The 25,246-nt window shown below is 65.9% G+C and carries 20 protein-coding genes; 13 read left to right on the top strand and 7 right to left on the bottom strand.

Translation table 11 applies throughout. The features are described from left to right. Window positions 1–153 precede the first annotated feature (153 nt). From ACN9MV_RS26675 to ACN9MV_RS26650, 6 genes are all read left to right on the top strand, one after another. Complete coding sequence (locus ACN9MV_RS26675) at window positions 154–1,365, top strand: MFS transporter (RefSeq protein WP_093081849.1); 1,212 nt, start codon at window positions 154–156, stop codon at window positions 1,363–1,365. A gap of 557 nt (window positions 1,366–1,922) precedes the next feature. Continuing rightward, on the top strand, window positions 1,923–4,379 hold the full coding sequence (locus tag ACN9MV_RS26670) for a phosphoesterase (protein WP_426390230.1): 2,457 nt from the start codon (window positions 1,923–1,925) through the stop codon (window positions 4,377–4,379). A gap of 157 nt (window positions 4,380–4,536) precedes the next feature. Further along, window positions 4,537–5,940 carry a cytochrome-c peroxidase gene (locus ACN9MV_RS26665; RefSeq protein ID WP_426390228.1) on the top strand — a complete coding sequence of 468 codons (1,404 nt, stop codon included), beginning with the start codon at window positions 4,537–4,539 and terminating at the stop codon, window positions 5,938–5,940. Then, a complete protein-coding gene (locus ACN9MV_RS26660) occupies window positions 5,937–6,590 on the top strand; it encodes a hypothetical protein (protein ID WP_426390227.1) in 654 nt (217 codons plus the stop codon). The genes ACN9MV_RS26665 and ACN9MV_RS26660 overlap by 4 nt, the downstream gene beginning before the upstream one ends. 51 nt (window positions 6,591–6,641) lie before the next feature. After that, window positions 6,642–7,313: a hypothetical protein gene (locus ACN9MV_RS26655; RefSeq protein ID WP_426390225.1), complete on the top strand. Its 672-nt coding sequence runs from the start codon at window positions 6,642–6,644 to the stop codon at window positions 7,311–7,313. Window positions 7,314–7,332: 19 nt separating this feature from the next. After that, complete coding sequence (locus ACN9MV_RS26650; protein ID WP_426390223.1) at window positions 7,333–8,238, top strand: 2OG-Fe(II) oxygenase; 906 nt, start codon at window positions 7,333–7,335, stop codon at window positions 8,236–8,238. A 34-nt stretch (window positions 8,239–8,272) separates the two neighbouring features. On the opposite strand, the gene ACN9MV_RS26645 is transcribed toward ACN9MV_RS26650, so the two are convergent. After that, on the bottom strand, window positions 8,273–9,388 hold the full coding sequence (locus ACN9MV_RS26645; protein WP_426393207.1) for an ABC transporter substrate-binding protein: 1,116 nt from the start codon (window positions 9,386–9,388) through the stop codon (window positions 8,273–8,275). A 41-nt stretch (window positions 9,389–9,429) separates the two neighbouring features. After that, window positions 9,430–11,136 (bottom strand): tannase/feruloyl esterase family alpha/beta hydrolase, encoded by a 1,707-nt coding sequence (locus ACN9MV_RS26640; RefSeq protein WP_426390221.1) that lies wholly within the window; start codon window positions 11,134–11,136, stop codon window positions 9,430–9,432. A 213-nt stretch (window positions 11,137–11,349) separates the two neighbouring features. Here ACN9MV_RS26640 and ACN9MV_RS26635 point away from each other — a divergent pair, with 213 nt between their 5' ends. Further along, window positions 11,350–11,976: a TetR/AcrR family transcriptional regulator gene (locus ACN9MV_RS26635; RefSeq protein ID WP_093059564.1), complete on the top strand. Its 627-nt coding sequence runs from the start codon at window positions 11,350–11,352 to the stop codon at window positions 11,974–11,976. 79 nt (window positions 11,977–12,055) lie between these two features. On the opposite strand, the gene ACN9MV_RS26630 is transcribed toward ACN9MV_RS26635, so the two are convergent. From ACN9MV_RS26630 to ACN9MV_RS26620, 3 genes are all read right to left on the bottom strand, one after another. Then, on the bottom strand, window positions 12,056–14,620 hold the full coding sequence (locus ACN9MV_RS26630; RefSeq protein ID WP_426390219.1) for a PepSY domain-containing protein: 2,565 nt from the start codon (window positions 14,618–14,620) through the stop codon (window positions 12,056–12,058). A 52-nt stretch (window positions 14,621–14,672) separates the two neighbouring features. Next, window positions 14,673–16,793, bottom strand: coding sequence for a TonB-dependent siderophore receptor (locus ACN9MV_RS26625; RefSeq protein WP_426390217.1), 2,121 nt, complete (start codon window positions 16,791–16,793; stop codon window positions 14,673–14,675). A 130-nt stretch (window positions 16,794–16,923) separates the two neighbouring features. Beyond that, the gene (locus tag ACN9MV_RS26620) at window positions 16,924–17,955 is read right to left on the bottom strand and encodes an MBL fold metallo-hydrolase (protein WP_426390215.1); all 1,032 of its coding nucleotides are present in this window, start codon (window positions 17,953–17,955) and stop codon (window positions 16,924–16,926) included. A 109-nt stretch (window positions 17,956–18,064) separates the two neighbouring features. On the opposite strand from ACN9MV_RS26620, the gene ACN9MV_RS26615 reads away from it, so the two are divergent. Beyond that, on the top strand, window positions 18,065–18,673 hold the full coding sequence (locus ACN9MV_RS26615; protein ID WP_093059556.1) for a TetR/AcrR family transcriptional regulator: 609 nt from the start codon (window positions 18,065–18,067) through the stop codon (window positions 18,671–18,673). A 269-nt stretch (window positions 18,674–18,942) separates the two neighbouring features. Then, on the top strand, window positions 18,943–19,734 hold the full coding sequence (locus ACN9MV_RS26610; RefSeq protein ID WP_426390213.1) for an alpha/beta hydrolase: 792 nt from the start codon (window positions 18,943–18,945) through the stop codon (window positions 19,732–19,734). Between the two features lie 46 nt (window positions 19,735–19,780). Here the strand turns inward: ACN9MV_RS26610 and ACN9MV_RS26605 are convergent, their stop codons facing one another. Continuing rightward, window positions 19,781–19,993 carry a hypothetical protein gene (locus ACN9MV_RS26605; RefSeq protein ID WP_093081869.1) on the bottom strand — a complete coding sequence of 71 codons (213 nt, stop codon included), beginning with the start codon at window positions 19,991–19,993 and terminating at the stop codon, window positions 19,781–19,783. A gap of 21 nt (window positions 19,994–20,014) precedes the next feature. Then, window positions 20,015–20,269: a hypothetical protein gene (locus ACN9MV_RS26600; RefSeq protein WP_093059554.1), complete on the bottom strand. Its 255-nt coding sequence runs from the start codon at window positions 20,267–20,269 to the stop codon at window positions 20,015–20,017. Window positions 20,270–20,606: 337 nt separating this feature from the next. Here ACN9MV_RS26600 and kdpF point away from each other — a divergent pair, with 337 nt between their 5' ends. The 4 genes from kdpF to kdpC are packed head-to-tail and all read left to right on the top strand — an operon-like array spanning window position 20,607 to window position 25,221. After that, window positions 20,607–20,705 (top strand): K(+)-transporting ATPase subunit F, encoded by a 99-nt coding sequence (gene kdpF, locus ACN9MV_RS26595; RefSeq protein WP_093059552.1) that lies wholly within the window; start codon window positions 20,607–20,609, stop codon window positions 20,703–20,705. Between the two features lie 2 nt (window positions 20,706–20,707). Further along, on the top strand, window positions 20,708–22,513 hold the full coding sequence (gene kdpA / locus ACN9MV_RS26590) for a potassium-transporting ATPase subunit KdpA (protein WP_426390211.1): 1,806 nt from the start codon (window positions 20,708–20,710) through the stop codon (window positions 22,511–22,513). Between the two features lie 10 nt (window positions 22,514–22,523). Beyond that, entirely contained in the window at window positions 22,524–24,626 is a 2,103-nt protein-coding gene (gene kdpB / locus ACN9MV_RS26585) for a potassium-transporting ATPase subunit KdpB (RefSeq protein ID WP_093081877.1), read from the top strand. 13 nt (window positions 24,627–24,639) lie between these two features. After that, the gene (gene kdpC / locus ACN9MV_RS26580; RefSeq protein WP_093059546.1) at window positions 24,640–25,221 is read left to right on the top strand and encodes a potassium-transporting ATPase subunit KdpC; all 582 of its coding nucleotides are present in this window, start codon (window positions 24,640–24,642) and stop codon (window positions 25,219–25,221) included. Window positions 25,222–25,246 lie beyond the last annotated feature (25 nt).

Here is a 25,246-nt window from a genome sequence, read left to right as displayed (position 1 = left end):
AGGCCCGCAATCCACGTGGCCGCCGCGCAGGCTTTGCAGCGCAGGACGGAGTGAGGAAAGGAGAGGCCCTGCAGACATTCGGCATCGGCGAGACAATTGCCGCGCCTTTGTCCGCCCGGCGGGTGGCGGCAACAAATCCGAACCCTTCAGCGCATGTCAATCCCGCCCGCCGCTTCGACCTCTTCCCCCACGCCTTCGTTCTCTCTTTGGCGCATCGCCGTACCGGCCTTCGCCCCTTCGCTGTTGTTCGGGCTGGGTGAGGGCGCCATCCTGCCGATCGTGCCGCTGACGGCGCGTGGCCTCGGTGCTTCCGTGCCCATGGCCGCGCTGGTGATCGCGATGATCGGCATCGGCTCGCTGCTCAACAACATCCCGGCCTCGATGATCACCATGCGCTGGGGCGAGCGCTGGGCCATCGTTGCGGCGGGTGTGTGGAGCGGTCTTGGCATGCTCCTGTGCGTGCTGACTTCGCATCTCGGCCTGTTCGCCACGGGGTGTTTCATGGTGGGCATGTCGCAGGCGGTCTACAACCTCGCGCGCCAGAGCTACATGACCGAGGCGGTGCCCATCGAATACCGCGCACGGGCGCTGTCGACGCTGGGCGGCGTCATGCGCATCGGCATGTTCGCCGGGCCTTTCCTTGCTGCCGGGGCGGTGCACGTGTTCGGCCTGTCGGCGGCTTATGTGGTCGGCATCGTGGCGGTGATGGCGGCTGCGGCCATCGGCGCGCGCATCCCCGACCTCGAGGCGCCGCCGCTCCCGGCCGGGCAGGCGGCGCCGGCTTCGACGTCCGTTGTCTCGACGCTGCGGGATCACCGTCATGTGTTCCTCACGCTCGGTGTCGGCGTGGTGCTGGTCAGCGCAGTGCGCGCTTCGCGCCAGGCCGTGATCCCGCTGTGGGCCGACCACCTGATGCTTGCGCCCTCGGTGGCCTCGCTGATCTACGGCCTGGCCGGTGGTGTCGACATGCTGGTGTTCTACCCGGCCGGCAAGGTGATGGACAGGAAGGGCAGGCGCTGGGTCGCGGTGCCGTCGATGCTGATCATGGGGCTCGCAATGCTGCTGATGCCCCTGACGTCCGGCGTTCTCACGCTGTTGATCGCTGCACTGGCGATCGGCTTCGGCAATGGCATCGGCTCGGGAATGATCATGACCCTCGGCGCCGACCACTCGCCGCGTCACGGGCGCGCGCACTTCCTCGGCATATGGCGCCTGATGTCCGACATCGGCTCCTCGTGCGGCCCGGCGTTGCTGTCTCTGCTGGCGGGCGGCCTGTCTCTTGCCGCGGGAATCGCGGTGACCGGACTGATCGCCTTCGCTGCGGCGGGGACGCTGGCGTATTGGATTCCGCGCCACGGGCGCTGAATTCCACAAATTCGGCGGTGGTCAATTGCATGACCCGCCAACTCGCACCAGGCCTGAGGGTCTCTGATTCCGCGCTCGCAATCGGGTCGGGGTAGGGCCGTGCCTCAGAGGATTCATTGATTCCGTGAATCTATTGCTGCCGAAAAACGGCGCACCTGACGCAGAAATTTCCGTTCAGGACTTCCCCGGCAGAACTCCATCTCCAATTTCCAAAAAGGAAATTCCGGAGGCGAAGCCCTGCGCGAATCGATCTCCATTCGCTGGATGGCAAGGCCGAAGGTCTATCCGCAAGCTGCATTCCTAATTCTTTTCTAATTGGTTGCTAATCGTCTTCTAATTCTCCGGTCAGCTTGCGGTCAGTTAATTGCGGAAGCAGCGAAATTACGGGTCGGCACGTGCTCCATGAATTGGATATTCATCGCTCTTTTGACACATGAATGTCACCCGTTATTTCTACATTCCTCCTCGATCTGGCGCTTCTTGCTGAAAAAGACGATGCCCAGCTGTCCCTTGCCGGTCGGTAAAAACCATCCATAACTCACTGCCCCAGGATATACATGCCAATTCTCAATAAAAAGGCTTTGCTCACGTCATTGACGACGGTTGCAGCTTGCGTGCTCGCCGCTTGCGGCGGAGGAAACGACGGGGGCGGCGGCTTCTTCCCGATCACCACTCCGCCCGCCAGCACTCCCGGCACGACCTTCAGCGGCGTGGTGACCGCCAGCGGCTACGTGCCGGGCAGCACCACGGGCAACCCGACCCTGAAGCCTGGCTACTACCAGAAGGCCACGGTCTTCGTCGATGCCAACGGCAATGGCGTGCTCGACAGCGGCGAAGTCTCGACCACCACCGATGCCAGCGGCAAGTTCACGCTGACGACCACCCAGACCGGACCGCTGGTGGCCGATATCGGCACCGCCGCGATCAATACCGCGACCGGCGCTACCGTGGCCAGCCACCTGATCCTGCGCGCTTCGACCGCCCAGATCGCCGACCAGGGCGCGGGCAAGATCGTCATCAGCCCGTTGTCGAGCGAAGCGCAACGCCTGGTGGAAGCCAACGGCAGCAGCTACGCGGCCGAGAAGGCCAACCTCGTCGCACGCCTCGACGGCCCGGCCTTCAATCTGGGCACGGCCGCGTTCACCGATCCGCTGGCAGACGTCAACACCCTGGCCGGCGCGACCCAGTATGCGGCGCTGTATGAAGACAACCAGCTGACCAACCGCTACACCTACGCGACGACCAAGCTCGACCGCAAGGACCTGTTCCCCGACAACCTGGCCGTCTTGGGCGGCGACCCTCGTCTCGCAGGCCTGTCGAGCGTGACGCTCACCAACAGCGATGGCACCAAGGCCACCCCCACGGTGCCGACGCAGAAGCAGGCGCCCATCACCTTCGCGCAGGCGCAGCAGGCGGCCTTCAACGTGGAAGGCGTGCCGGCTTACGACAACATCTTCGTCATCGTCGAGGAAAACAAGTCGACCGACGTGATCCTCGGCAACCCGCGCGCGGCCAACATCAACTACATCCTGAACAACTACAACCAGCTGAAGACGTACTACTCGACCGGCAACCCGTCCGAGCCGAACTACACCGCGCTGGGCGGCGGCGACGACTTCGGCATCACCGACGACAACTGGTTCGGTTGCGGCGCCGTTCCCGGCAGCCCCTACGAAATCAAGGACGTCGCATTTGCCGGTGGTGCGGCCTCCGACGGCCAGACCATGCCCGCTCAGGGCAAGCTCCCGCCGGCGAACAGCCAGAGCCGCTCCCATTACTCCGCAGCCGATCCGACTTGCGGTGACAACCCGACCGGCGGCACCGTGCACAACATCCCGGGCAGCAACCTGTTCACGGCGATGTCCAAGGCGGGCCTGACCATCCGCACCTACAGCGAGTCGATGAACCCCGGCCAGGACGTGCGCGCCGACAGCATCCTCGACAACGCAGTGACCGCCACGTACGACTCGAGCAAGCTCAAGGGCGCCACCAGCCTCGACGGCTCCGCTCCGCCCACTCTCGTTGGTTCCCCTAACTTCGCCGCGCAGGGCGGCCTCTACAAGGTCAAGCACGGCCCGTCGATCGCCTTCCAGGGCGCCCGCAGCCTGCCCGATTTCGTGGCCAACAACCGCACCATCTTCGGCACGCAGTACCAGGAAGCGGACTGGCTCAAGTCATCGATCTTCCCGGTTCCGGGCGGCTGGATCTACGACCAGTTCGGCAAGGACCTGGACACGGGCGATGTGGGCAACATCAACTTCATCGTGCCGGACCAGTGCGACGACATGCACGGTGTCGGCTCCGACACGAGTTGCGCGAACACCAACAACGACGGCCAGGCCGCCGGCACCGTGCGCGCCGACATCTACCTGGGCATGGTGGTCAACAAGATCCGCAGCTCGGCGCTGTGGAAGAACCCGCACAAGCGCGTTGCGATCGTCGTGATGTACGACGAAGGCGAAGGCGGCAGCAACGGCTCCTGCTGCGGCTGGAACGCGGGCGGCCCGACTTCCGGCGCGGCGCCGGTGACCGTGGACGCGAGCGGCAAGGCGACGGCCACCACCCCGCCGGCCAACTACGCCGGAGGCAACTTCGGTCACGGCAATTCGATCTTCGGCATCATGTCCAACCAGCAGGACGTGGGCACGGCGAAGAAGCAGGTTGCGGACAGCGATGCTTACAGCCACTTCGCGTTCCTGCGCACGCTGCAGGACATGTTCCAGATCGCCGACCCGGCCGTGGATGCGTCCTACCTGAACCGCACCAAATACACGGAAGCGTTCATCACGGCCAACATCCTTGCGCTGCCGGAATACCAGAACAGCGCGGACACGCACTTCGACTCCGTACGGCCGATCAACCATGCCTATGTGATCCCGGCCAACTACACCCAGAAGCTGTACGCGAACGACATCGTGGGTGTACAGGACGCCCTCACGGGCAAGCTGGAAGGCCAGATCACCCCGCAAGTGGGTCCTGACGCGAGCCAGAACAACGTCTGGGCGACCAAGTAAGCAGAAAGCCGCCCGCCAAGAGGCGGCGTTCCAGGCGGAATCCTTCGCGGGGCCGCCTGGAACAGCTTTTTATGGCCTTCGAGCTCGCGCAAGGCGAACTCATCCAAGGCGACATGGCAGCTCTTGCGAGATGCAACGGTGAATGATGAATCTGGTAATGGACAAGGCAGTCCCGCTCATCATGGCGCTCTCGGTAGCGCTATTGGCTTTGGTGGCTTGCGATGGCAAGAGCACGGCAACGACGGCTGGCAGCGCCACCGGCCCGCGCAAGCCGCCCCTGAGCCTGGGCGCACAGGTCGGGCAGTTGGCCTTCTTCGACAAGAACCTGTCGAGCGGCAAGAACATGTCGTGCGCGAGCTGCCATGACCCGCAATACGCCTACGGTCCGCCGAACAGCATCTCGGTGCAGCTGGGCTCCGACATCAAGCAGACCGGCGCGCGCGCCGTGCCCTCGCTGCGCTACAGGGAATCGACGCCGGCCTACAACGACAACGCGCCGAACCCCGACGGCGTGACCACCAGTTCGCCCGGCGGCGGCTTCATGGCGGATGGCCGCGCGGCGACGCTGGCGACACAGGCCGGAATGCCGCTGCTCAACCCGCTCGAGATGAACAACGCCTCCAAGGAGGCGGTCATGAAGGTGGTCCAGAGCAGCACCTATGCCGGCTTGTTCAAACAGGCTTTCGGCGCCGATGTGTTCAACAACACCGACAAGGCTTTCGATGCCCTCGGCACCGCAATCCAGGCGCTGGAGACTGAAGACATCAGCTTTCACCCGTACAGCAGCAAGTACGACCTCCATGTCTTCAACAAGCTCGGCGGCACGCTGACGCCGGCCGAGCGGCGCGGCGAGGTTCTGTTTCACAGCACCGGCGTCACCAATTGCTCGGGCTGCCACTACACCGGCGCCAACTTCAACGGCAACACCGGCCTGATGACGGACTTCACCTACCAGGCCCTGGGTGCGCCGCGCAATGACAGGTCGATCCCGAACAATCCGGATCCGATTCCGGCCAACGACGACCCGAAATACTTCGACATGGGACTGTGCGGCCCCTACCGCACCGACCACATGCCCGCCACGCCGGACACCCCCAACCCGTACTGCGGCATGTTCAAGGTTCCCGGGTTGCGCAACGTGGCGACGCGGGGTGCCTTCTTCCATAACGGCGTGCTCCACTCGCTGGAGCAGGTCGTCAACTTCTACAACACGCGGGACACCAACCCGGAGTATTGGTACCCCGCCAACAATGACGGCTCCGGTGCGCCGCAGGCCAACCCGAGCTGGGCGTTGCAACCCACCCATGTGCCGGGCGCAACGGTCAACAAGTACAACGACCTACCGCGCTCGCAGCAAGGCAGCATCGACGAGGAAGTGCCGCTGGGCACCGGCGAGGGCGGCGAGAAGACGCTTGCCAGCGGCACGCGGCCGCGCGCGCCCGGCTCCCCGCCGGTCATGACACCGCAACAGATCGCCGACCTGGTCTGCTTCCTGGGCACGTTCAGTGACGGTTACCAGCCTCCCTCCGCCGCACCGACCACGGGCAGGTGCGTGAAGTGAAGACGAACACAACCTCAGTCCTTGCCCGACGCGTCGGCGGCGTCGCGTCCCTGCTGGTGTTGCTGGCCTCGCTGGCCTTGCTCGCCGGCTGCGACAACGAACAGGCGCGCTTTCCGGATCGCGACAACTTCACGGCGACGGTCAACGACTATCTCGCGCAGCGCGGGCACGTCTGCCTGGCCAAATACGCCTGGCCGATCACGGTGCCGGCCGGATCGCACGAGCCCGATGCGCAGCAGATGCCGGTGCTCGAAAAGCTGGGCCTGGTGACCGGCAAGGATGTCGCCATCACCGTGCCGGCCCGCGAATACGCGCTGACCGATGCGGGGCGCAAGTACTACCTCCAGGTGCCCGTGGTGATCCGCACCACGGCGCAGACGGTCACGCACCCGGCCGACTTCTGCGCGGCCACCCTGAGCCTGGATCGCCTGATCGGCTGGGACCCGCCGCAAACACGCGATGGCCGCACCGCGACCTCGTTGCTCTTCACCTACCGCATCGCGCCCGATCCCTGGGCAACAGCGCCCGAAGTGCAGCAGGTCTTTCCGTTGCTGGCGCGCGCCATCCAGCGCGAAGGAACGATGCAGGTGCGCCTTGGCGTTCACCTCACGCGGCGCGGCTGGGTCGCGGACGAACTGGATGCGCACTAGGTCCGCGATCGCCATGCACTGCCTGCTACCCGTAAATCAACCAGAGACCCCATGAATCTCCGCTCCATCCGCCCGGGCCGGCACACCCGGACTTCGATCAAGACCCTGACGGGCATCGCCATCGTCTGCGCGCTGGTCGCATGCAGCGCCAGCCACGACGCCAAGGCACCCACCGCCGAGAACCTCGCGGCTGCACTGGATGACCACCTGGCCCAGCGTGGCGACATCTGCCTTTCAATGTTCGACTGGCCGATCGACCTGACCGAAGCCGAGGCCGGCTCTGGTGCACGCCACGCCATCCAGTTTCCGGTGATGGAACAACTGGGCCTGGTGCACAGCACCATCGTCTCCGTACCGAAGAGCAGCGAGAACCCGGACGGCGCGGTCAAGCGATTCGAGCTGACCGACACCGGCCGCAAGTTCTACAAGCCGCATCCGTACGCAAACCATGGCACCGAGCACGCCAACGACTTCTGCGTGGCGCACCTCAAGCGCGAGAAGATCGTCGACGTCAAGGTCGATGCATCCGACGCAAGCCATCCGCTGGCGGTGGTGAGCTACACCTACCAGATCGACACGGCGCCGTGGATGCAGAACGCCGACGCGCAGCGTGTGTTCCCGATGATCACGCGCATCACGAATGGCGCGGGCGGGCAATTGCAACTGCGCCAGGGCTTCACGCTCGGCGACAAGGGCTGGGTCGCCCGGATGGGGCCGGTTTGACTCACACCTGTAGTGCCTCATGAGCACCGTCATCCGCTTCTCGCCTGACCTGGGCCGCTGGCTCACGCATAACCTCAATGCCGGCCAGGCGCCGCACGCGTTGGTGGCCACCATGCTCAAGCAAGGCATGAACGAGCGCGCGGCGCAGGCCATCGTCGCGGCTTATGTCGATGCGCGCCAGCGTGGCGCAGCGATGCCGGCCGACGCCATCGAACTGCCGGACGAAGCTCCGGCCAAGCCCGTGGCGCGACTTGCACCAGGCACGCGGATTGGAGCGGCCGACCGCGAGATCGTCGTGCACTCGCGCGGCGAAGACCCGGTCTTTGCCGCGCTCGGCAACGTCGTGGACGCCGACGAATGCAAGGGCATCATCGAAATGGCGCGCCCGCGCCTGAAGCCTTCCACGCTGGTCGATCCGATGAGCGGCCGCGATGTGGTGAGCGACAAGCGCGCCAGCTGGGGCATGTTCTTCCGCCTGGGCGAGAACGACCTGGTCGCCCGTCTCGATCGGCGCCTGTCGGCGCTGATGAACCTTCCGCTGGAAAACGGCGAGGGGCTGCAGGTGCTGTACTACCCGACCGGTGCAGGCAGCGAGCCTCACTACGACTACCTGGCGCCCACCAACGTCGCCAACCGCGAATCCATCGCGCGAAGCGGCCAGCGCGTGAGCACCCTGGTGACCTATCTCAACGACGTGCAGGACGGCGGCCAGACCGTCTTTCCGCAACTCGGCCTGGCGGTTTCGCCGATTCGCGGCAATGCCTGCTACTTCGAGTACGCCGATGAAAACGGCCGCGTCGACACGCGCTCCCTGCACGCCAGTGCGATCGTGACCCGGGGCGAGAAGTGGGTCATGACCAAGTGGATGCGCGAGCGCCGCTTCGTGGCCGCCGGCGAAGTCGCGAGGCCCTTCGCGGGACTTTGAAGATCGTCTTCGTGCCCATCCGGATTTCCGCAGATCAGCGCAAGACCCGTTTCGAGGCACCGACGATCGTCAGCTCGACATAGCTCGATCCGTTGTGGTTGCGGTCGGAGAAGCGCACCGCATATCCGCCGAGGTCGAGTTCGCGAAGCCCTTCGAGGCCTCGCACGAGGCTCTCGCGCGTCGGGGACGGACCGGCCTGCTGCAATCCTTCGACGAGCACCTTGGCGGAGACGAAGCCTTCCATGTGGTTGTAGCCGACCTCCACTGCCTTGCGGCTTGCAAGGTCGGAGAGCTCGCGCGCAAGCTTTGTGGCGTTGCCCCACGGATAGGGCATCACCTGGGCGATGGCGACTCCCTTGCTGCGATCGCCAAGGGCCTGAATCAATTGCTGGGAGCTGACCACGGACAAGGCATAGAACTGCGCGCTCGCCCCGGACGATTGATAGGCCGCGATGAAGTCGCTCGTGACCTTGCCCGCCGTGGCCAGGATGATCACCGGCGGCCTGGAGCGCGCGAGATCTTGCGCCGCCTCTTGCAGCCTGCTGCCGTCGATCTCCAGCGGCGTTGCCGCCGCAAGCGCCACGCCACGTTTGGCGGCTGCGCTCTTGACGGCGTCGAGTCCTCCCGCGCCGAACGAGTTGTTCAGATAGGCCACGCCCACGCGATCGATGCCCAGGACGCTGAGGTGCTGCACGATCTTCTCGATCTCGTCCGCATAGCCCGCGCGCACGTTGAAGACGTATTTGTCGAGGCTGCTGCGCAGGACATCGGTTCCGGTGAAGGGCGCGATCAGCGGCACCTTGTACTCCCGCAATACCGGCAGCGCGGCCAGAGTGGTCGGCGTGCCCGCGAGATTGAAGAGCGCGAAAACGCCATTCTTCTCGATCAGCTGCCGCACGTTTTCTGCCGTGCGCTTGGGGTCGTAGGCATCGTCGAGCGCGACGAGCCTGATCTGCCGCCCGTGCACACCGCCCTTGGCATTGACCTGCTCGAAGCACCACCCGGCGCCTTCCTGGAGTTCGCGCGTCAGCGGGGCGAGCGGGCCGCTCAGCTGGCACGACTGGCCGATCAGGATCTCCGTGTCTGCCTCGGCGCGTGGAGCCGGCGACGCCCATGGTGCGGCAATCAGCGCCGCCGCACCCGCCCCCATGGCTTGCAAGGCTCGACGTCGCGTTGCCGTAGCTGCGGCCGTCACGGCGTGCAGGTGAAGCTGGCCGCAGAGTTGACGTCGCCCGTCCCGTTGTAGCGCGGATACTTCGGCGCCTCGCAGACCGGCATCGTGCGGGCCGTGGCGCCCGCCCTGAAGTTGTAGGTCAGCTGATCCGGCGCCTTGCTGTTCTCCACCCAGTCGACGATGGCGCCGAGCCAGTCGACCTCGGCCAGGTTGCCGCCCGCCCCGTGGGTCGAAGCGGGAACGATGAACATGCGGGCGTTGGTGCGAGGGTCGGTCAGCCCGAACGTCTTGGCGACACCGGACATGGTGGTGAAGTTGCGAACGTGATCGTTGACCGACAGCAGTGGATCTCCTGCATCGTGCCAGGAGAGCAGCTTGCGGCCCGATGCCACGTAGGCCGCGATGGCGTTCTTGTCATGGTCGGCGCCGATGCGTTGAAGGCCGCTGCTGAAGACGTAGTAGTCGCGGTTGATGTCGAAGGTTGCCAGGTTGGGGGCCGGCGCCGTGCCCGGGGGAGGCGCACCGAACCACAGCGGATCGTTCGTTGCCAGGAACGCGAAACCGCCACCCAGGCCGCCATAGCTCGTGACGCCCAGCGCCGGCACGCCGGGAATGGGGGACGCAGGAGCGAAGTTGGTCCAGTTGTACTTGCTGTACGCAGTGGCGCCGGTGGCCAGCGTCAGGTCGCTGAGCAGGCCCGCGAGCGTGGGCACCTGCGCAGCCGACAGGCACAGGGTGGGGTCGGCATTCGCGCCGGGTTGGCCGCATTGCAGCGATGCGGCGGGGAGGGTGCACGCGCCGGGGTTGGCGAGGTAGCCATCGGTCGCGCCGTCGCTGGCGTCGCAGGCTGTCACTGCGGCTGTGTAGGCGGCGGCGTACTGGGCAGGGGTGATTTCGGCCGGCGTGGCCGCCTTGGCGGCCGTGTTCATCAGGCCGGTGACGGCCCCACCCATGTCCATGGTTTCACAGCCCGCGACGATGCCGTCGAACTCCTGGGGCCAGCGCTGCGCGGCGATGTAGGCGTTGCGGCCTCCGTTGGAGCAGCCGTTGAAGTAGCTGTGGGTCGGCGCCTTGCCGAAGAAGACCTTGGCGACGGCCTTGCCGAAACGCACCGTGGTGCCTCCCGCGGCGTACGCATAGTCGACGGCCGACTGCTGGCCATCGGGCGTGCCGCTCACCCACACGCCCGGCGCTGCCTGCGCGGGAACGCTGGCCCGGTTGCCTCCGTTGGATGCCGCGTACACCGCGCCCTTCAGGGCGAGCGTGGGGTCGACCGCGGTCACGGCACCGCCCGCGTCCTTCGTCACCGCCGAGGGGATGCGTCCGTCGAAACCGCCGCCGCCCTGCTGCCAGTAGCGTCCGGTCCAGTTGTCCGGCACATCGATCTCGATGTCGAGGAAGGGCGCGCGCGTGCCGAGCACCTGGCAAAAGCCCGACGAATAGATCGGCGCCTTGGCCTCGAAGCGCGCAGTGCCCGTGACGGTCACGCCCTCGATGACCTGCCCGGTGAGCGCGTTGCAGGTGGCCTTGAGCTGCTCGGCGGTGGGACCCGCAGGCGGCGGCGGTGCAGGAGGAGCCGGTGCAGGCGCGGGCGCAGGAACGATCGGCAGAAAGCCACCGCCTCCTCCCCCGCCGCCTCCTCCGCAGGCCTGCAGGGCCAGGCCCGCAGCCAACAGCAAGCCCTTGGGCAGCAGGGCTCGGGGGACACGTTTTTCGTCGCGCATGGTCGTCTCCAATGTTTGTTTTGTGCACCGGATATCCGGTGCATCTCGTTGGGTCGGGGTGATTGTCAAGGTACCGACCGACCGGTCGGTATTGGGCTGGGCGAGACTAACGCAGGAGCGCGAATACAGGCAAGCGGCGAAAGCTCGGGACTAACCCCTAAGATCGGCGATCGCGCTGCCGCCGCCTGGCGCAGGGCTCATCCATCCCGACCCATGACCGTTGACTCCCCCTCTTCCCGCCCGGGCGACCAGCGCAGCCTGATCGCCAGGAGCGCCGCCGAGCTGTTCGCCCGCAAGGGCTACGCAGCAACGTCGATGAACGAGATCGCTGAAGCCAGCCATCTGTCCAAGCCCGGCCTGTACCACCACTTCAAGGACAAGGCCGAGGTGTTGTTCTATATCGCGCACGGCCATGTCTCGCGCCTGGTCGACATCGTGACGGGGGTGGAGGCGCTGGACCTCGCTGCCGAGCAGCGGCTGCCCGAGCTGATCGAGGCGTTCATGCTCGAGTACGCGGAGGCGCAGAACGAGCACCGCGTGCTCACCGAGGACGTGCGCTTCCTGGACCCTGAGGCGCAAGCCCGCGTGCTCGACAAGGAGCGCACGGTGGTGCAGGTGTTTGCCGACGCCATTGCCGCGTCGCGCCCGGACCTGCACGACGCGCAGCTTCACAAGCTGCTGACGATGTTCCTGTTCGGCATGCTCAACTGGATGTTCACCTGGTTCAGGCCTGAAGGGCGCTTTACCTACGAGCAGATGGTGCCGATCGCGACTCAGCTGTTCGTCAACGGCATCTCAGGGATGGACATCGAGCCACGGAAGACAACCCGCAAGCAGTAGCGCGAGCAACTCGAGACCAATCTCTTCGGGATGCTTCGCATGAGCAGGGCCTTCGCCGGATACGGCGTCCCGCCGTGACTCAATAGACATCGCGGCGATAGCGGCCCTGCGCGACCAAGTCGTCGAAGACCTGCTCACCCAGAGCCTCGCGCAGCGCCGAATCGACGCCCGGCGCCATGCCTTCGAGGCTGCCGCAGACATAGATCACGGCACGCTCGGCGACCCATTGCCGCAGCGCGTCGGCAGCTTCGCGCAACTGGTCTTGCACGTACCGGCGTTGGGCCTGGTCGCGGGAGAACACCAGGTCGACGCGCTCCAGCGCTCCGGCGGCCTGCCATTGCGCGATGTCCGTGGCGCAGAAGGAATCGTGCGCGGCGTTCCGTTCGCCGTAGACCAGCCAGTTGCGCCCGTGTCCTCGCCGCGCGCGTTCGCGAAGATGCGCGCGCAGGCCCGCGAAGCCGGAACCGTTGCCGATGAAGATGCACGGCACCTCGTCGTCGACCAGCGCAAAACCGGGATTGGGCAGCAGGCGTAGCTCGATGGTGGCGTCAGCGGGGGCCGAGGCGGTCAGCCAGCCCGATGCGATGCCCAGCCCGTCATCGTGGCGGACCTGGCGCACCAGCAATTGCACGCAACCGTCCGTTGTGATCGATGCCACCGAGTAGCTGCGCGGCGCCAGCGGCACCAGTGTGTCGGCCAGCGCCTGCGCGGTTGCGGCGGATGTCGCTGTCGTAAGCGTGCTGCGAGACAGGGCATCTTCGAGCGTGCGCTCATGGCCATCGAAGCGGACGAGCGTTCGTCCGTCGAGCCCGGCGCTGCGCAGGAACTGTTCAACCGCAGGGCCAGCCTGGCGCGGCAGCAGTTCGACGAGTGCGCCTGGCTTCCAGGCTTCCGAATCGGGGCGGGCCAGCTCGATCTCGAAGAGGGGGGCACCTTGACTGCCTGCGTTGAGCAGGGTGCGGCGCACGAGGCGCCACGGCTCGAAGGGTGCCACCTTCGGCTGGTGCGTTTGCCAAGTGTCGACCTGCACGGCGAACGTGTCGGCCAGCGACTGCTGCCAGCGCGCGAGGGCGCCGGCATCGCCGTTGCTCACCTCGATCATCGGGAACAGCGCCTGCGCGCCATGGCCGCGCAGATCGTGGTCGAGCGCCCTGCCGAAGCCGCAGAAGTTGGCGTAGTGCCTGTCGCCCAATGCGAGCAAACCGTAGTGCACGTTTTGCAAGCCGGAACCGGTCTGTCGCGCGAACTGGCGTGCAAAGGCGCGCAGGCTGTCTGGCGGATCGCCGTCGCCGAAGGTGCTGGCCACCAGCAGCACCTTGCGGTAGCGCTGCAGCGCATCCACGCTCAGGCGCACCAGTGGCTGCAGCACCACCGCGACGCCAGCCGATTGCAGCACCGCCGCCGTCTGCAACGCGATGCGCTCTGCATGGCCGGTCTGGGTCGCGAAGGTGAGCAGCACGGGCTCGGCGCCGTGGCTGTCCGGTGGCAGGGCCGGGCTGAGGCGTGCGCGTTCGTCGCGTACCGCGCGCTTCGTGCGTCGGCGCCCGAGATAGAGCATCCATCCGGTGATCGCGAACAGCGACAGCCCCAGGCTGCTGAGCGTCATCACGATGCGGCCCGGCAGGCCCCAGTAGGTTCCCATGTGCAGCGGATAGATGCTGTTGACCAGCCGGCCCGCCAATGGCTTGTCGGCATAGCGTTCATGTTGCGTGGCTTCACCGGTGACGGCGTCGAGATAGAGACGGTTGCGCGCGCGCTCGTGCTCGGGGTTGGCACGCAGGTAGGTCGCTTCGATCTGCGTTGCGTTGCGCGTGGGCATGCGCAGCGTGACCAGGCTCCAGTCGCCGTTGGTTTCCTGCAGGAAGGATTGCCACACTCGTTGCAGGTCGGGCTTGGGCGCCGCAGTTGCCTTGGCAGCCGCGCCGCCGGCCTGCATGCGCTGCGTGCGGACCATGCGACCTTCGCCTGCTGCGTTGTCGACCAGCGTTCGCACACCATCGAAGCCCCAGTAGAGGCCCGTCAGGCTGGAGGCCAGGTACGCCAGCAGTGCAATGGTGCCGACCACCGCATGCAGGTTCCAGAGGAATGCGCGACCGGTGAGCGCGAAGTCCAGCTTCAGCCAGGCCCGCCAGGCAAGCGGCCGGCGCGGCCAGCGCAGATAGAGGCCCGACAACGCCAGGATCAACAGGCCCGTGGCCAGGGTGCCGGTGACGGGCTTGCCTGTGTCGCGGGGCAGCAGGAGCCATCGGTGCAGGCTTTCGACAATCTCGAAGAAGGCGTCTCCCTTCGGCTCGGGCAGCAGCTTGGCCGTCCATGGATCGACCAGCCGCACTTCGCCCTGGCGCTGGCCTTCCGGTGGGGCGAAATTGACGCGCGCCGGCCGCCCGGGTTCGGCAAACACGGTGAGCGTGACGATCCGGCGCTTCGGATGCGCCGCCTGCAGCTGCTGTGCCAGTGCCGCGGGCAACAGCGCCGTCGCGCCGCCCGGGTTGGGCGCATGGCGCAGTTCGGGATTGATCGCGTCGATGATCTCGGCGCGAAAGGAGAGCGTGGCACCGGTCAGCCCGATCAGCACGAGCACGGACCCGGCCGTGATGCCGATGAACCAGTGGATCTGGAACCAGGCGCGCCTCAGGAGGGCCATGTCGGGAAGTGGGGGTGGGGCCGCCGTGGGCGCGGCTGGGTTGTTGTTGGTGTCAGAGATCGATCTTCAGCGTCGCCTTGACCGAGCGCGGCGTTCCAACGGCCAGCCGCGTGCCGGCCGCCGCCCAGTAGCGCTTGTCGGCGACGTTGTCGATGTTGATCTGCCACAGGGTGCGCTTGCCGAACAGTTGCGTGACGTAGCGGGCGCCCAGGCCGAAGATGGTGCTTCCGCCGATGAACGCCTGGTTCAGGTCGTCCACCGGGCGCCGCCCCGTGTAGTAGGCCCCGCCATTGACCGACAGGCCCGGCACTGCCGCGATGTCGTACGAGAGGAAGGCGCTGGCCGTTTGCTTGGCGGTGTTCTCGGGCATCTTCCCGTTGTACTGCGGGTTGATGTCGCGGAACTCTGCGTCGAGCGATTGGGCCGAGAGTTGCCAAGCGAGTGCGCGGGTCAGGCGGCCCTGTGCCGAGAGTTCGAGACCGCGGTAGCGCTGCCGGCCGTCGGCCACGAAGGTGTTGGCGCTGTTGGTGTAGGCACCCGGGCGTTCGATGTCGAACAAGGCGCCGGACAGCAGCATGCCGCCGCTGGTGAGCCAGCGCAGGCCGATTTCTTTCTGCTTGCTCACGCCGGGCGGCATGTGGGCGTTCTGGTTGGTGGTGCCGGCGGGTGCGATTTCGCCTTCCTCGACACCTTGCGCGTACGACACGTAGCCCACCAGGTCGGGCGTGAACTTGTAGCTGAGCGCCGCGAGCGGCGTGGTCTTGCGCACGTCGAAGGCGATCAGGGGGATCGTGGCGCTCGCGCCCTGCGTGCTCTCGAAGTGCGTATGGCGCGCACCGACCACCAGTTGCCATTGCGGCGAGAGGGTGATGCGGTCGAGTGCGTAAAGACCCAGTTCCTTGCTGTCCTGTGCCCCGGTGGTGGGCCGGGTCGGGAGCGCGGTCAGCGGCAGGTAGCCGATGACGACCGGGTTGTACAGGTTCTGCGCGGTACTCGCGCCGCCGTAGTTGCGCTGGTAGATCGGATCCTGAGTTTTCTTGCTCTGCGCGGCGCCGATGGTGAGTTCGTGCTGCACGCTGCCGGTCGAGAAGGTGCCGAAAAGCTCCGTGCGGAACAGGTCGGAGGTCTGCTTCAGGCTCTGGTCGTTGCCGGTGATGCGGCCTGCGCCGGTCAGCACGTTGTAGTTGCTGAAGCTGGCGAGCCTGCGGTCGCGCTCGGCTTCGGAGTGACCGGCTTCCACCGTCAGTGCCCAGTTGTCGCTGAGCGAATAGTCGGCGCGCAGCTGGGTGTTGGTGACTTCGGCGTCGAAGACCGCCCAGGCCGGGCCCAGCAGCCTGTTCGGGTCGGGCAGGGCTGGCAGGGTGATCACGCCGTTGACGGCCGCCGGCCTCGTGATGCCGGCCTGCTCGGTGATGCGCTTGCGGTAGTTTTCGACGTCGGCCTTGAGGGTGAGGCGGCTGTTGACGCGCCAGTCGAAAGCGGCCGACACGAACCTGCGATTGCCGTCTATGCCGTCGATGTTGGAGCCGACGCGGCCGCCGGCCGCGTTGATTCGCACCCCGAACTGGTTCTGGTCGCCGAACTGGCGCCCGATGTCGGTGGAGGCCTGCAAGGAGCCCTTGTCGTCGACGGTGAGGCCGACGGAAGTCACCGGCGTGCTGCCGGCGCGCTTGGTCACCAGGTTGATGATGCCGGCCGGCGTGGTGAAGCCGTAGTAGAGCGCCGAGGCCCCCTTCAGCACCTCGACACGCTCCTTGTTCTCCATGGGGATCTCGGAGACGTTGGGAATTGCGAGGGAGCCGTTGAGCCGGTAGTTCGTCCGGTTCTCGACCGCAATGCCGCGGATCACGAGCTGGTCGAAGGTGTCGCCGCCGTTCTGCTGGCGCGTCACGCCGGCGGTGTTGCGCAGCACGTCGTAGATACCTGTCGCGCCCTGGAGTTCGAACACGTCGCTCGTGACCGTGTTGACCGTCGCGGGAACCTCCAGGATGTTGGCGCCCCGGAATGTGCCGGCCTCCACGGTGTTCGCGACGAACCCGTTGGTCGCGCTGGATTGCACCGTGACTGTGCTGAGCTGCCCGGACGCATCGGAGGCGGAATCGGGCGTTTGTGCGTGAGAGTAAGAAACGGCGCCCGCGAGCGCGAGTGGCGTTGCCAGAAGGAGCTTGTGCATGGGAGCGTGCGAGCCCGCGCCGCGTGCAAGCGCGCAGTACTCAAAGAGAATTCACGCGAAGTTTATCTCATGCGTACGGATGAGAATCATTCTCCATTTTGTGCGGGTGCCTTCGATGCGGAGTTTGCTGCTAGAGCTCGCGCCACCAGCGCCGCCCCGTGTGCGGCTGGGTCAGCGACAGTTGTTCGCCCATGGCCGGTGTGGCCAGTTCGATGCCGGCTGCTTCAGCCAGTGCCTGGATGCGGTCGAAGGGCTCGTGCCAGGCGTGCATCGCCAGGTCGAAGGTGCCGTTGTGCACCGGCATCAGCCAGCGGCCCTTGAGGTCGAGATGGGCCTGCAGTGTCTCTTCGGGCTGCATGTGCACTTCGGGCCACTGTGCGTCGTACGCGCCGGTTTCGAGCATCGTCACATCGAAGGGGCCGAAGCGCTCGCCGATGGTCTTGAAGTCGGCGTGGTAGCCGGTGTCTCCGCTGAAGAACAGGCGCAGGTCGCCGGCCATGATCACCCACGACACCCACAGGGTGCGGTCGCTGTCGGTAAGGCTGCGCCCGGAAAAATGCTGCGCCGGCACCGCCACCAGCCGCACGCCCGCCACAGCCGTCTGCTGCCACCAGTCGAGCTGCTGCACCTTGGCCGCGTCCACGCCCCAGGCGATCAGGCGGTCGCCCACGCCGATGGGCGTGATGAACACATCCACCTTCGGCGCCAGCTTCACGATGGCTGCGTGGTCGAGATGGTCGTAGTGGTCGTGCGACAGGATCACGCCCTTGATCGGCGGCAGATCGTCGATGGCAATGGGCGGTGCATGAAAGCGCTTCGGCCCCATCCACTGGAACGGTGATGCGCGTTCGGAGAACACCGGGTCGGTAAGCCAGAACTCGCCGGCGAGCTTCAGGAGCAGGGTGGAGTGCCCGAGACGGAACAGGCTCGCGTCGGGTGCGGCGGCCAGTGCTGCCGCGCTGAGGGGCTGCACCGGAATCGGCGCGCGCGGCACCGTGGTGTCGGGCTTCTGCGTCAATATGCGCCAGGCGATGGCGAGCGTCTTGGCGAAGCCGGGTTCCTCGCGCGGCACGACGTTGCGGAACTTGCCGTCAAGCTGTCGCGGCGACGAGGCGCGAACGACGGGCTCGCTACGGCGAAGGCAGAGGGACTGGTTGGTCATGCGGAGCACTCCGATCAAGAGGGAGGATAAAAAGTACACCACGCGGTGTAATTTTTCGGAGTGTACAGCGAAATTCAAAAAAGTAAACTCAGCGGTGTAAAATCCGCCCATGACCCAGGCTATACGTCTTACCGACCGCAAGCGCGAGGCGATCGTCCAGGCCGCCATCGCCGAGTTCCGCGCCAGCGGCTTCGAGGCTACGAGCGTCGACAAGATCGCCGCCCGCGCCGAGGTTTCGAAGCGCACGCTGTACAACCACTTTCCGAGCAAGGACGAACTCTTCGCCGAGATCCTGCGCGTGCTGTGGGAAAGCGCCGCGAGCCAGGAAGAGCTGCCCTATCGCGCCGATGCGCCGGTGCGCGAGCAGTTGCTCGCGCTGCTGATGCAGAAAATGTCCCTGCTGGCCGACGACAACTTTCTCGACCTCGCACGCGTGGCCATCGCGGCCGCCATCCATTCGCCCGAACGCGTGCAGGAGATGATGAATCGCCTGGGCCAGAAGGAAGGCGGGGTGCTCGGCTGGATTCGCGCCGCACAGAAGGATGGCCGCCTGAAGGCAGGCGACGCTTCACTGGCCGCGCAGCAACTGGAGAGCCTGGTCAAGGGCGTGGCCTTCTGGCCGCAGGTCGCGCTGGGCCAGCCCAAGCTGGCGCCGCGTGCGCAGCGGCAGATCGCCAATGCGGCGGTAGACCTGTTCCTCAGCCACTACGAGGCATAAGCCAAGACTCGCGCTGCACGCGATTACGGCCGTCCGCGCCCGCAGGGTGCCGACGGCCGTAATTTCGTGCGTCACTTTCATCCCCGCCAACGCGGCTGCCGTCAACCCTCAAGAGCGGAAAACAGCTTCACCACTAAATACTTGACACTTAAACTATTGAGTCATAAATTTACGCCACCACGAGAGTTCGTGTGCGGCTTTCGGTGGCATCGCCCGTAACGCACTTGTTCAATCAGCAGCGCGCTGATGCGCGCATTCAGGAGTTGCAAATGTCCATGCTCAAGATCGCAAAGCTCTTCACCGCCGCTTTCGGCGCCGCAGTCATCGCAACGGGTGCGGCCAGCGCTGCCACCGCCACGACGGCAAAGCCCGGCATCGTTCTGGTGCACGGTGGTTTCGTCGACGGTTCCGGCTGGGAAGGCGTCTACAAGATCCTCACGAAGGATGGGTACGACGTCACCATCGTCCAGAACCCGACCATCTCGCTGGCGGACGACGTCGCCGTCACGAAGCGCGCAATCGCCGCCCAGAAGGGGCCGGTCGTTCTCGTCGGTCACTCGTACGGCGGTGTCGTCGTCACCGAGGCAGGCAACGATGAAAAAGTGGCGAGCCTGGTCTATATCGCTGCGTTTGCTCCCGACAAGGGCGAGTCGGTCGACTCGCTGATCAAGAACCCGCCGCCTGGCGCGCCGGTGCCCCCGATCCTCCCGCCGGTCGACGGCTTCCTGATGCTCGACAAGACGAAGTTCGCTGCCTCTTTCGCAGCGGACGTGAAGGGCGAAACGGCCGCGTTCATGGCGAATTCGCAGGTGCCATGGGGTGTTGCAGCCCTCGCCGGCGCGGTGAGCGAACCGGCATGGAAGTCGAAGCCGAGCTGGTACCTCGTGGCCAAGGACGACAAGATGATCCCGCCGCCTGCGCAGCGCAACATGTCCAAGCGCGCGGGTTCCGTCGTCACGGAAGTCCCAGGCAGCCACGCCGTCTACGTTTCGAATCCCAAGGCTGTTGCAGCGTTGATCAAGCAAGCCGCGAACAAGGTGTCTGTCGCCGCCGCCAAGTAATGGATCCGGGTGCTGCCTGGTGCGACGCACCGGGCAGCACCGTCAGTCAACGCTTGTGCTCGCGCGCCAACTCCTTCAGCGCGAGAAAGCCGTCTTCCAATGCAAGATCGAATTCAGGGAAGTTCTTCGGAGAGCGCGCCACCTGCACATCGATGATGTCCGTCTCCTTGCGCTCCATGAGCGTCCAGGAAAACGCGTGAGGTTCAACCTCGTCGATGATGACCCGGAGCTGGCTTGCCGGGACCATGGTGCGTTCCAAGGTGCGGCCTCTGGCGGAGTTTCAGTGTGCTGCCAGGACCTGCGCCTGATAGGACACATCCAGCAGCTTTCCCTTTCTCGCGTAGTAGCGGTCGAGCCGCCACTCCTTCAGGATTTCCATTGCAAGACTGAAGGTGCCGAGGCTCAGCGTGTAGAGGCTGGCAAGAGGGAAGTCGCCCTCGGATTCCAGGGCCAGCACGAGTCGAGCCAGAGTCAGGGACTCCTCGCCGTTCGGGTCGGCCGTGATGATCTGGCGTGCTTCTTTGATCGCGTTCATCGGGGTCCTTTGTGGGGTCTTTCGAGCGCTGTCACTGCGGCGAACCGCAGCCTTGGCCTACCGGCAGCCGTCAAGGGGCACGTGCTTTCGCTTGTTTCAAAGCGATGCGTCGTTCCTTCGCATACCGCGCTCTCCGGATTTTTATATTCTTTTTACAGCCCGCTCCCAAGATTTATCCCTGTTTTTACGCGCGCCTGCAGAGACTCACTGACTTGTTTCGTTTGCAGGAGTGATGAATGGACATCGTGTGGATTGCCGCCATTGCGGTCATGTGGGTCGTAGTGGCCGAACTGGTAGTCGGGCTGCACAAGCTCGATACGCCCAAGGGAGAACGGCCATGATCGGACTTGAAGTCCTCTACGGGTTCGCCGGGCTTATCGCCGTGATCCTGTTTGCCTACCTCGTCTTTGCGCTCATCTGCGCCGAGGAGTTCTGATCATGAGTAGCTCGGCCTGGGGGCTTCTGGCCTTCTATCTCGTCGTGCTGCTGTTGCTTGCATGGCCGCTCGGACATTTCCTGGCGGCGATGTGCAATGGCCATATGCCGCGTTGGACTCAACGCGTCGAAGCACCTCTCTACAAGCTTGCCGGGGTCTCGCCCGACAGCTCCATGCACTGGCGCAGCTACGCCTTTGCGCTGCTCGCGTTCAACGCGGTCGGTGCACTGGCTGTCTATGGCCTGCAACGACTGCAGGGCTGGCTGCCGTTCAACCCGGCGGGCATGACGGCCGTGTCGCCCGACTCGGCCTTCAACACCGCGGTGAGCTTCGTCTCCAACACCAACTGGCAGGGCTATGCCGGTGAATCGACCATGAGCTATCTCACGCAGATGCTCGGCCTCACGGTGCAGAACTTCTTCTCCGCGGCCACGGGCATTGCAGTGGCCTTCGTGCTGGTGCGCGGCTTTGCGGCGCGCCGCACCGACGGCAAGGGCTTCGTGGGCAACTTCTGGGTCGATGTCACGCGCATCACGACCTGGCTTCTGCTGCCGATCTCCTTCGTGCTCGCGATGCTCCTCGCGGGCCAGGGCGTGATCCAGAACTTCGACGCCTACAAGACGGTGGACACGCTCGAGACCACCGCCTTCCAGCAGCCCAAGAACGACGCCAACGGCCAGCCGCTGAAGGACGACAAGGGCCAGCCGGTGATGGAAGACGCCACCACCAAGACGCAGACGCTCGCCATGGGCCCGGTCGCTTCGCAGGAAGCCATCAAGATGCTCGGCACCAACGGCGGCGGCTTCTTCAATGCCAACTCGGCGCATCCGTACGAGAACCCGACGGCGTTTGCGAACCTGCTGCAGATGCTCGCGATCTTCGTGATCCCGGCGGCGCTGTGCTTCACCTTCGGCCGCGTGGTCGGCGACATCCGCCAGGGTTGGGCCGTGCTCGCGGCCATGACGGTGATCTTCGTCATCGCCGTGGTCGTGCTCACCCCTGCCGAGCAGGCCGGCAACCCGCTGCTGACGCCGCTGGGCGTCGACCAGGTGTCGAGCGTGCTGCAAAGCGGCGGCAACATGGAAGGCAAGGAAGTGCGCTTCGGCATCGACGCCTCGGCCCTCTTCGCCGCCATCACCACGGCCGCCTCGTGCGGCGCGGTGAACGCCATGCACGACTCGCTCACCCCGCTCGGCGGCATGGTGCCCATGGTGCTGATGCAGCTCGGCGAAGTGGTGTTCGGCGGCGTGGGCACCGGGCTCTACAGCATGCTGATCTTCGCGATCCTGGCGGTGTTCATCGCCGGCCTGATGATCGGCCGCACGCCCGAGTACCTCGGCAAGAAGATCGAGGTCTATGAGATGAAGCTCACCTCGGTCGCCATTCTTGTGACGCCGATCCTGGTGCTGGCCGGCACGGCCGTTGCCGTGATCGCCGATGCGGGCAAGGCCGGCATCGCCAACCCCGGCGCGCATGGCTTCTCGGAGATCCTGTACGCGCTGACCTCGGCCGGCAACAACAACGGCAGCGCCTTCGCGGGCCTGTCGGCCAACACGCCGTTCTACAACGCGCTGTTGGCGATTGCCATGTGGTTCGGCCGCTTCGGCGTGATCGTGCCGGTGCTCGCCATTGCCGGCGCGCTCGCCGCCAAGAAGCGCCTTCCGGTCACGGCCGGCACCATGCCCACGCATGGGCCGCTGTTCGTGACGCTGCTGATCGGCACCGTGCTGCTGGTGGGCTTGCTCAACTACGTGCCGGCGCTCGCGCTGGGACCGGTCGTCGAGCACCTGATGCTGTGGGCGAAGTGAGGCCCGGACCATGACTACAAAGACCAATACTTCCCTTTCGCTGTTCGATGCAGCGCTCCTGCGGCCCGCCCTCTGGGCCTCCGTCACCAAGCTGAGCCCGCGGGTGCAGTGGCGCAACCCGGTGATGTTCATCGTCTACATCGGCAGCATCCTGACGACGCTGCTCTGGGTGCATGCGATGAGCTTCCCGGGCGACACCGGCATGAAGCCCGCCTTCGTGCTGGCCGTGACCATCTGGCTGTGGTTCACCGTGCTGTTCGCCAACTTCGCCGAAGCACTGGCCGAAGGCCGCAGCAAGGCGCAGGCCGCCTCGCTGCGCGGCCTGCGCAAGGACACCTGGGCCAAGAAGCTGCATGAGCCGCACCATGGCGCGCAGTGGCTGCCCGAACAGGCGCCCAACCTGCGCAAGGGCGACGTCGTGCTGGTCGAGACCGGCGACGTCATTCCGCTCGACGGCGAAGTCATCGAAGGCGTGGCCTCGGTCGACGAAAGCGCCATCACCGGCGAATCGGCGCCCGTGGTGCGCGAATCGGGCGGCGACTTCTCGGCTGTGACTGGTGGCACCCGCGTGCTGTCCGACTGGCTGGTGGTGCGCGTCTCGGTGAACCCGGGCGAGTCGTTCCTCGACCGCATGATCACCATGGTCGAGGCCGCCAAGCGCCAGAAGACGCCCAACGAAATCGCGCTCACCATCCTGCTGGTTGCGCTCACGCTGGTGTTCCTGATCGTCACCGCCACGCTGCTGCCGTTCTCGATATTCAGCGTCGGTGCATCCAATGCGGGAACCGTGGTGTCGCTCACCGCGCTGGTCGCGCTGCTGGTGTGCCTGATCCCGACCACCATCGGCGGCCTGCTGTCGGCCATCGGCGTGGCCGGCATGAGCCGCATGATGCAGGCCAACGTGATCGCCACCTCGGGCCGCGCGGTGGAAGCCGCCGGCGACGTCGACGTGCTGCTGCTCGACAAGACCGGCACCATCACGCACGGCAACCGCCAGGCCACTTCGTTCCTGCCCGCGCCCGGCATTCCGAAAGCCCGCCTGGCCCGCTCTGCGATGCTCGCATCGCTGGCCGACGAAACGCCCGAAGGCCGCAGCATCGTGGAGCTGGCCCGCCGCGACGGCCTCGACGCAGCGACGTCGGTCGAGGGCGCGCATTTCGTGCCCTTCACCGCGCAGACCCGCATGAGCGGCGTCGACCTGCCCGCTGCGCCCAACAGCCTCGACACTGATGCCGTCCAGCTGCGCAAGGGCGCGGTCGATGCAGTGCGCCGCCACGTCGAGGCGCTAGGCGGCAGCATGGCGCCCGAGGTGCTGCGCGCGGCCGAAGAAGCGGCCCGTCGCGGCAGCACGCCGCTGGCCGTGGCCGAAGGCAACCGCGTGCTTGGTGTGGTCGAGCTCAAGGACATCGTCAAGACCGACATCAAGGAGCGCTTTGCCGAGCTGCGCCGCATGGGCATCAAGACGGTGATGATCACCGGCGACAACAAGCTCACGGCCGCGGCCATCGCAGCCGAAGCCGGCGTCGACGACTTCCTGGCCGAAGCCACACCCGAAGACAAGCTCGCGCTCATCCGCCAGTACCAGGCCGAAGGCCGCCTCGTGGCCATGACCGGCGACGGCACCAACGACGCCCCCGCGCTCGCGCAGGCCGACGTGGCCGTGGCCATGGGCAGCGGCACGCAGGCTGCGAAGGAGGCCGGCAACATGGTCGACCTCGACTCCAACCCGACCAAGCTGCTCGAAGTGGTGGAAACCGGCAAGGCGCTGCTGATGACGCGCGGCTCGCTCACCACCTTCTCGATTGCGAACGACGTAGCGAAGTACTTCGCCATCATTCCGGCGATCTTCGTATCGACCTATCCGCAGCTGGGCGCGCTCAACGTGATGCGGCTCGCGAGCCCGTCGTCGGCCATCCTGAGCGCCGTGATCTTCAACGCGTTGGTCATCGTGTTCCTGATTCCGCTGGCATTGAAGGGCGTGCGCTACCGGCCCGTCGGCGCCGCCGCGCTGCTGCGCCGCAACCTTGCCATCTATGGCCTGGGCGGCCTGGTCGTCCCCTTCATCGGCATCAAGTTGATCGACTGGCTTCTTGTAGCCGTCCATCTCGTCTGAGGAGTTCCCAATCATGAACAACAACGGCAATATCGTTCGTCCCGTGCTCGTGGTCTTTGCGCTGCTGAGCGCACTCACCGGCCTGATCTATCCGATGGCCGTCACTGGCGCCGCGAAGGCGGTGTTTCCTTCGCAGGCGGCGGGCAGCCTGATCGTGCTCGACGGCACGACCGTGGGCTCCAGGCTCATCGGACAGAACTTCAGCGACCCGAAGCACTTCTGGGGTCGTCCGTCGGCCACCGCGCCGCAGCCCTACAACGCGACCGCCTCGGGCGGCTCCAACCAGGGCCCGCTCAACCCCGCGCTGACCGATGCGGTGAAGGCGCGCGTCGAGGCGCTGCGCGCGGCCGATCCGGGCAACACCGCGCCGGTGCCGGTCGACCTCGTCACGGCCTCGGCCAGCGGGCTCGACCCCGACATCAGCCCCGCCGCCGCGCAATACCAGGCCGCGCGCGTGGCGCGCGTGCGCGGCGTGCCGATCGAGCAGGTCAACGCGCTGATCGCCAGCAACACCCAGGCTCCGCTGTTCGGCTTGCTGGGCGAGTCGCGCGTCAACGTGCTGTCGCTCAACATTGCCCTCGACAAGGTGAAGTAAGGAGCGACGACTCCCGCGTCGCGCG

The organism is Variovorax sp. R-27, assembly GCF_049913215.1.
Taxonomy (GTDB): Bacteria; Pseudomonadota; Gammaproteobacteria; order Burkholderiales; family Burkholderiaceae_C; genus Variovorax.
The sequence above is the reverse complement of the archived record's forward strand: the minus strand, read 5'-3'. Positions and strand labels throughout refer to the sequence as shown.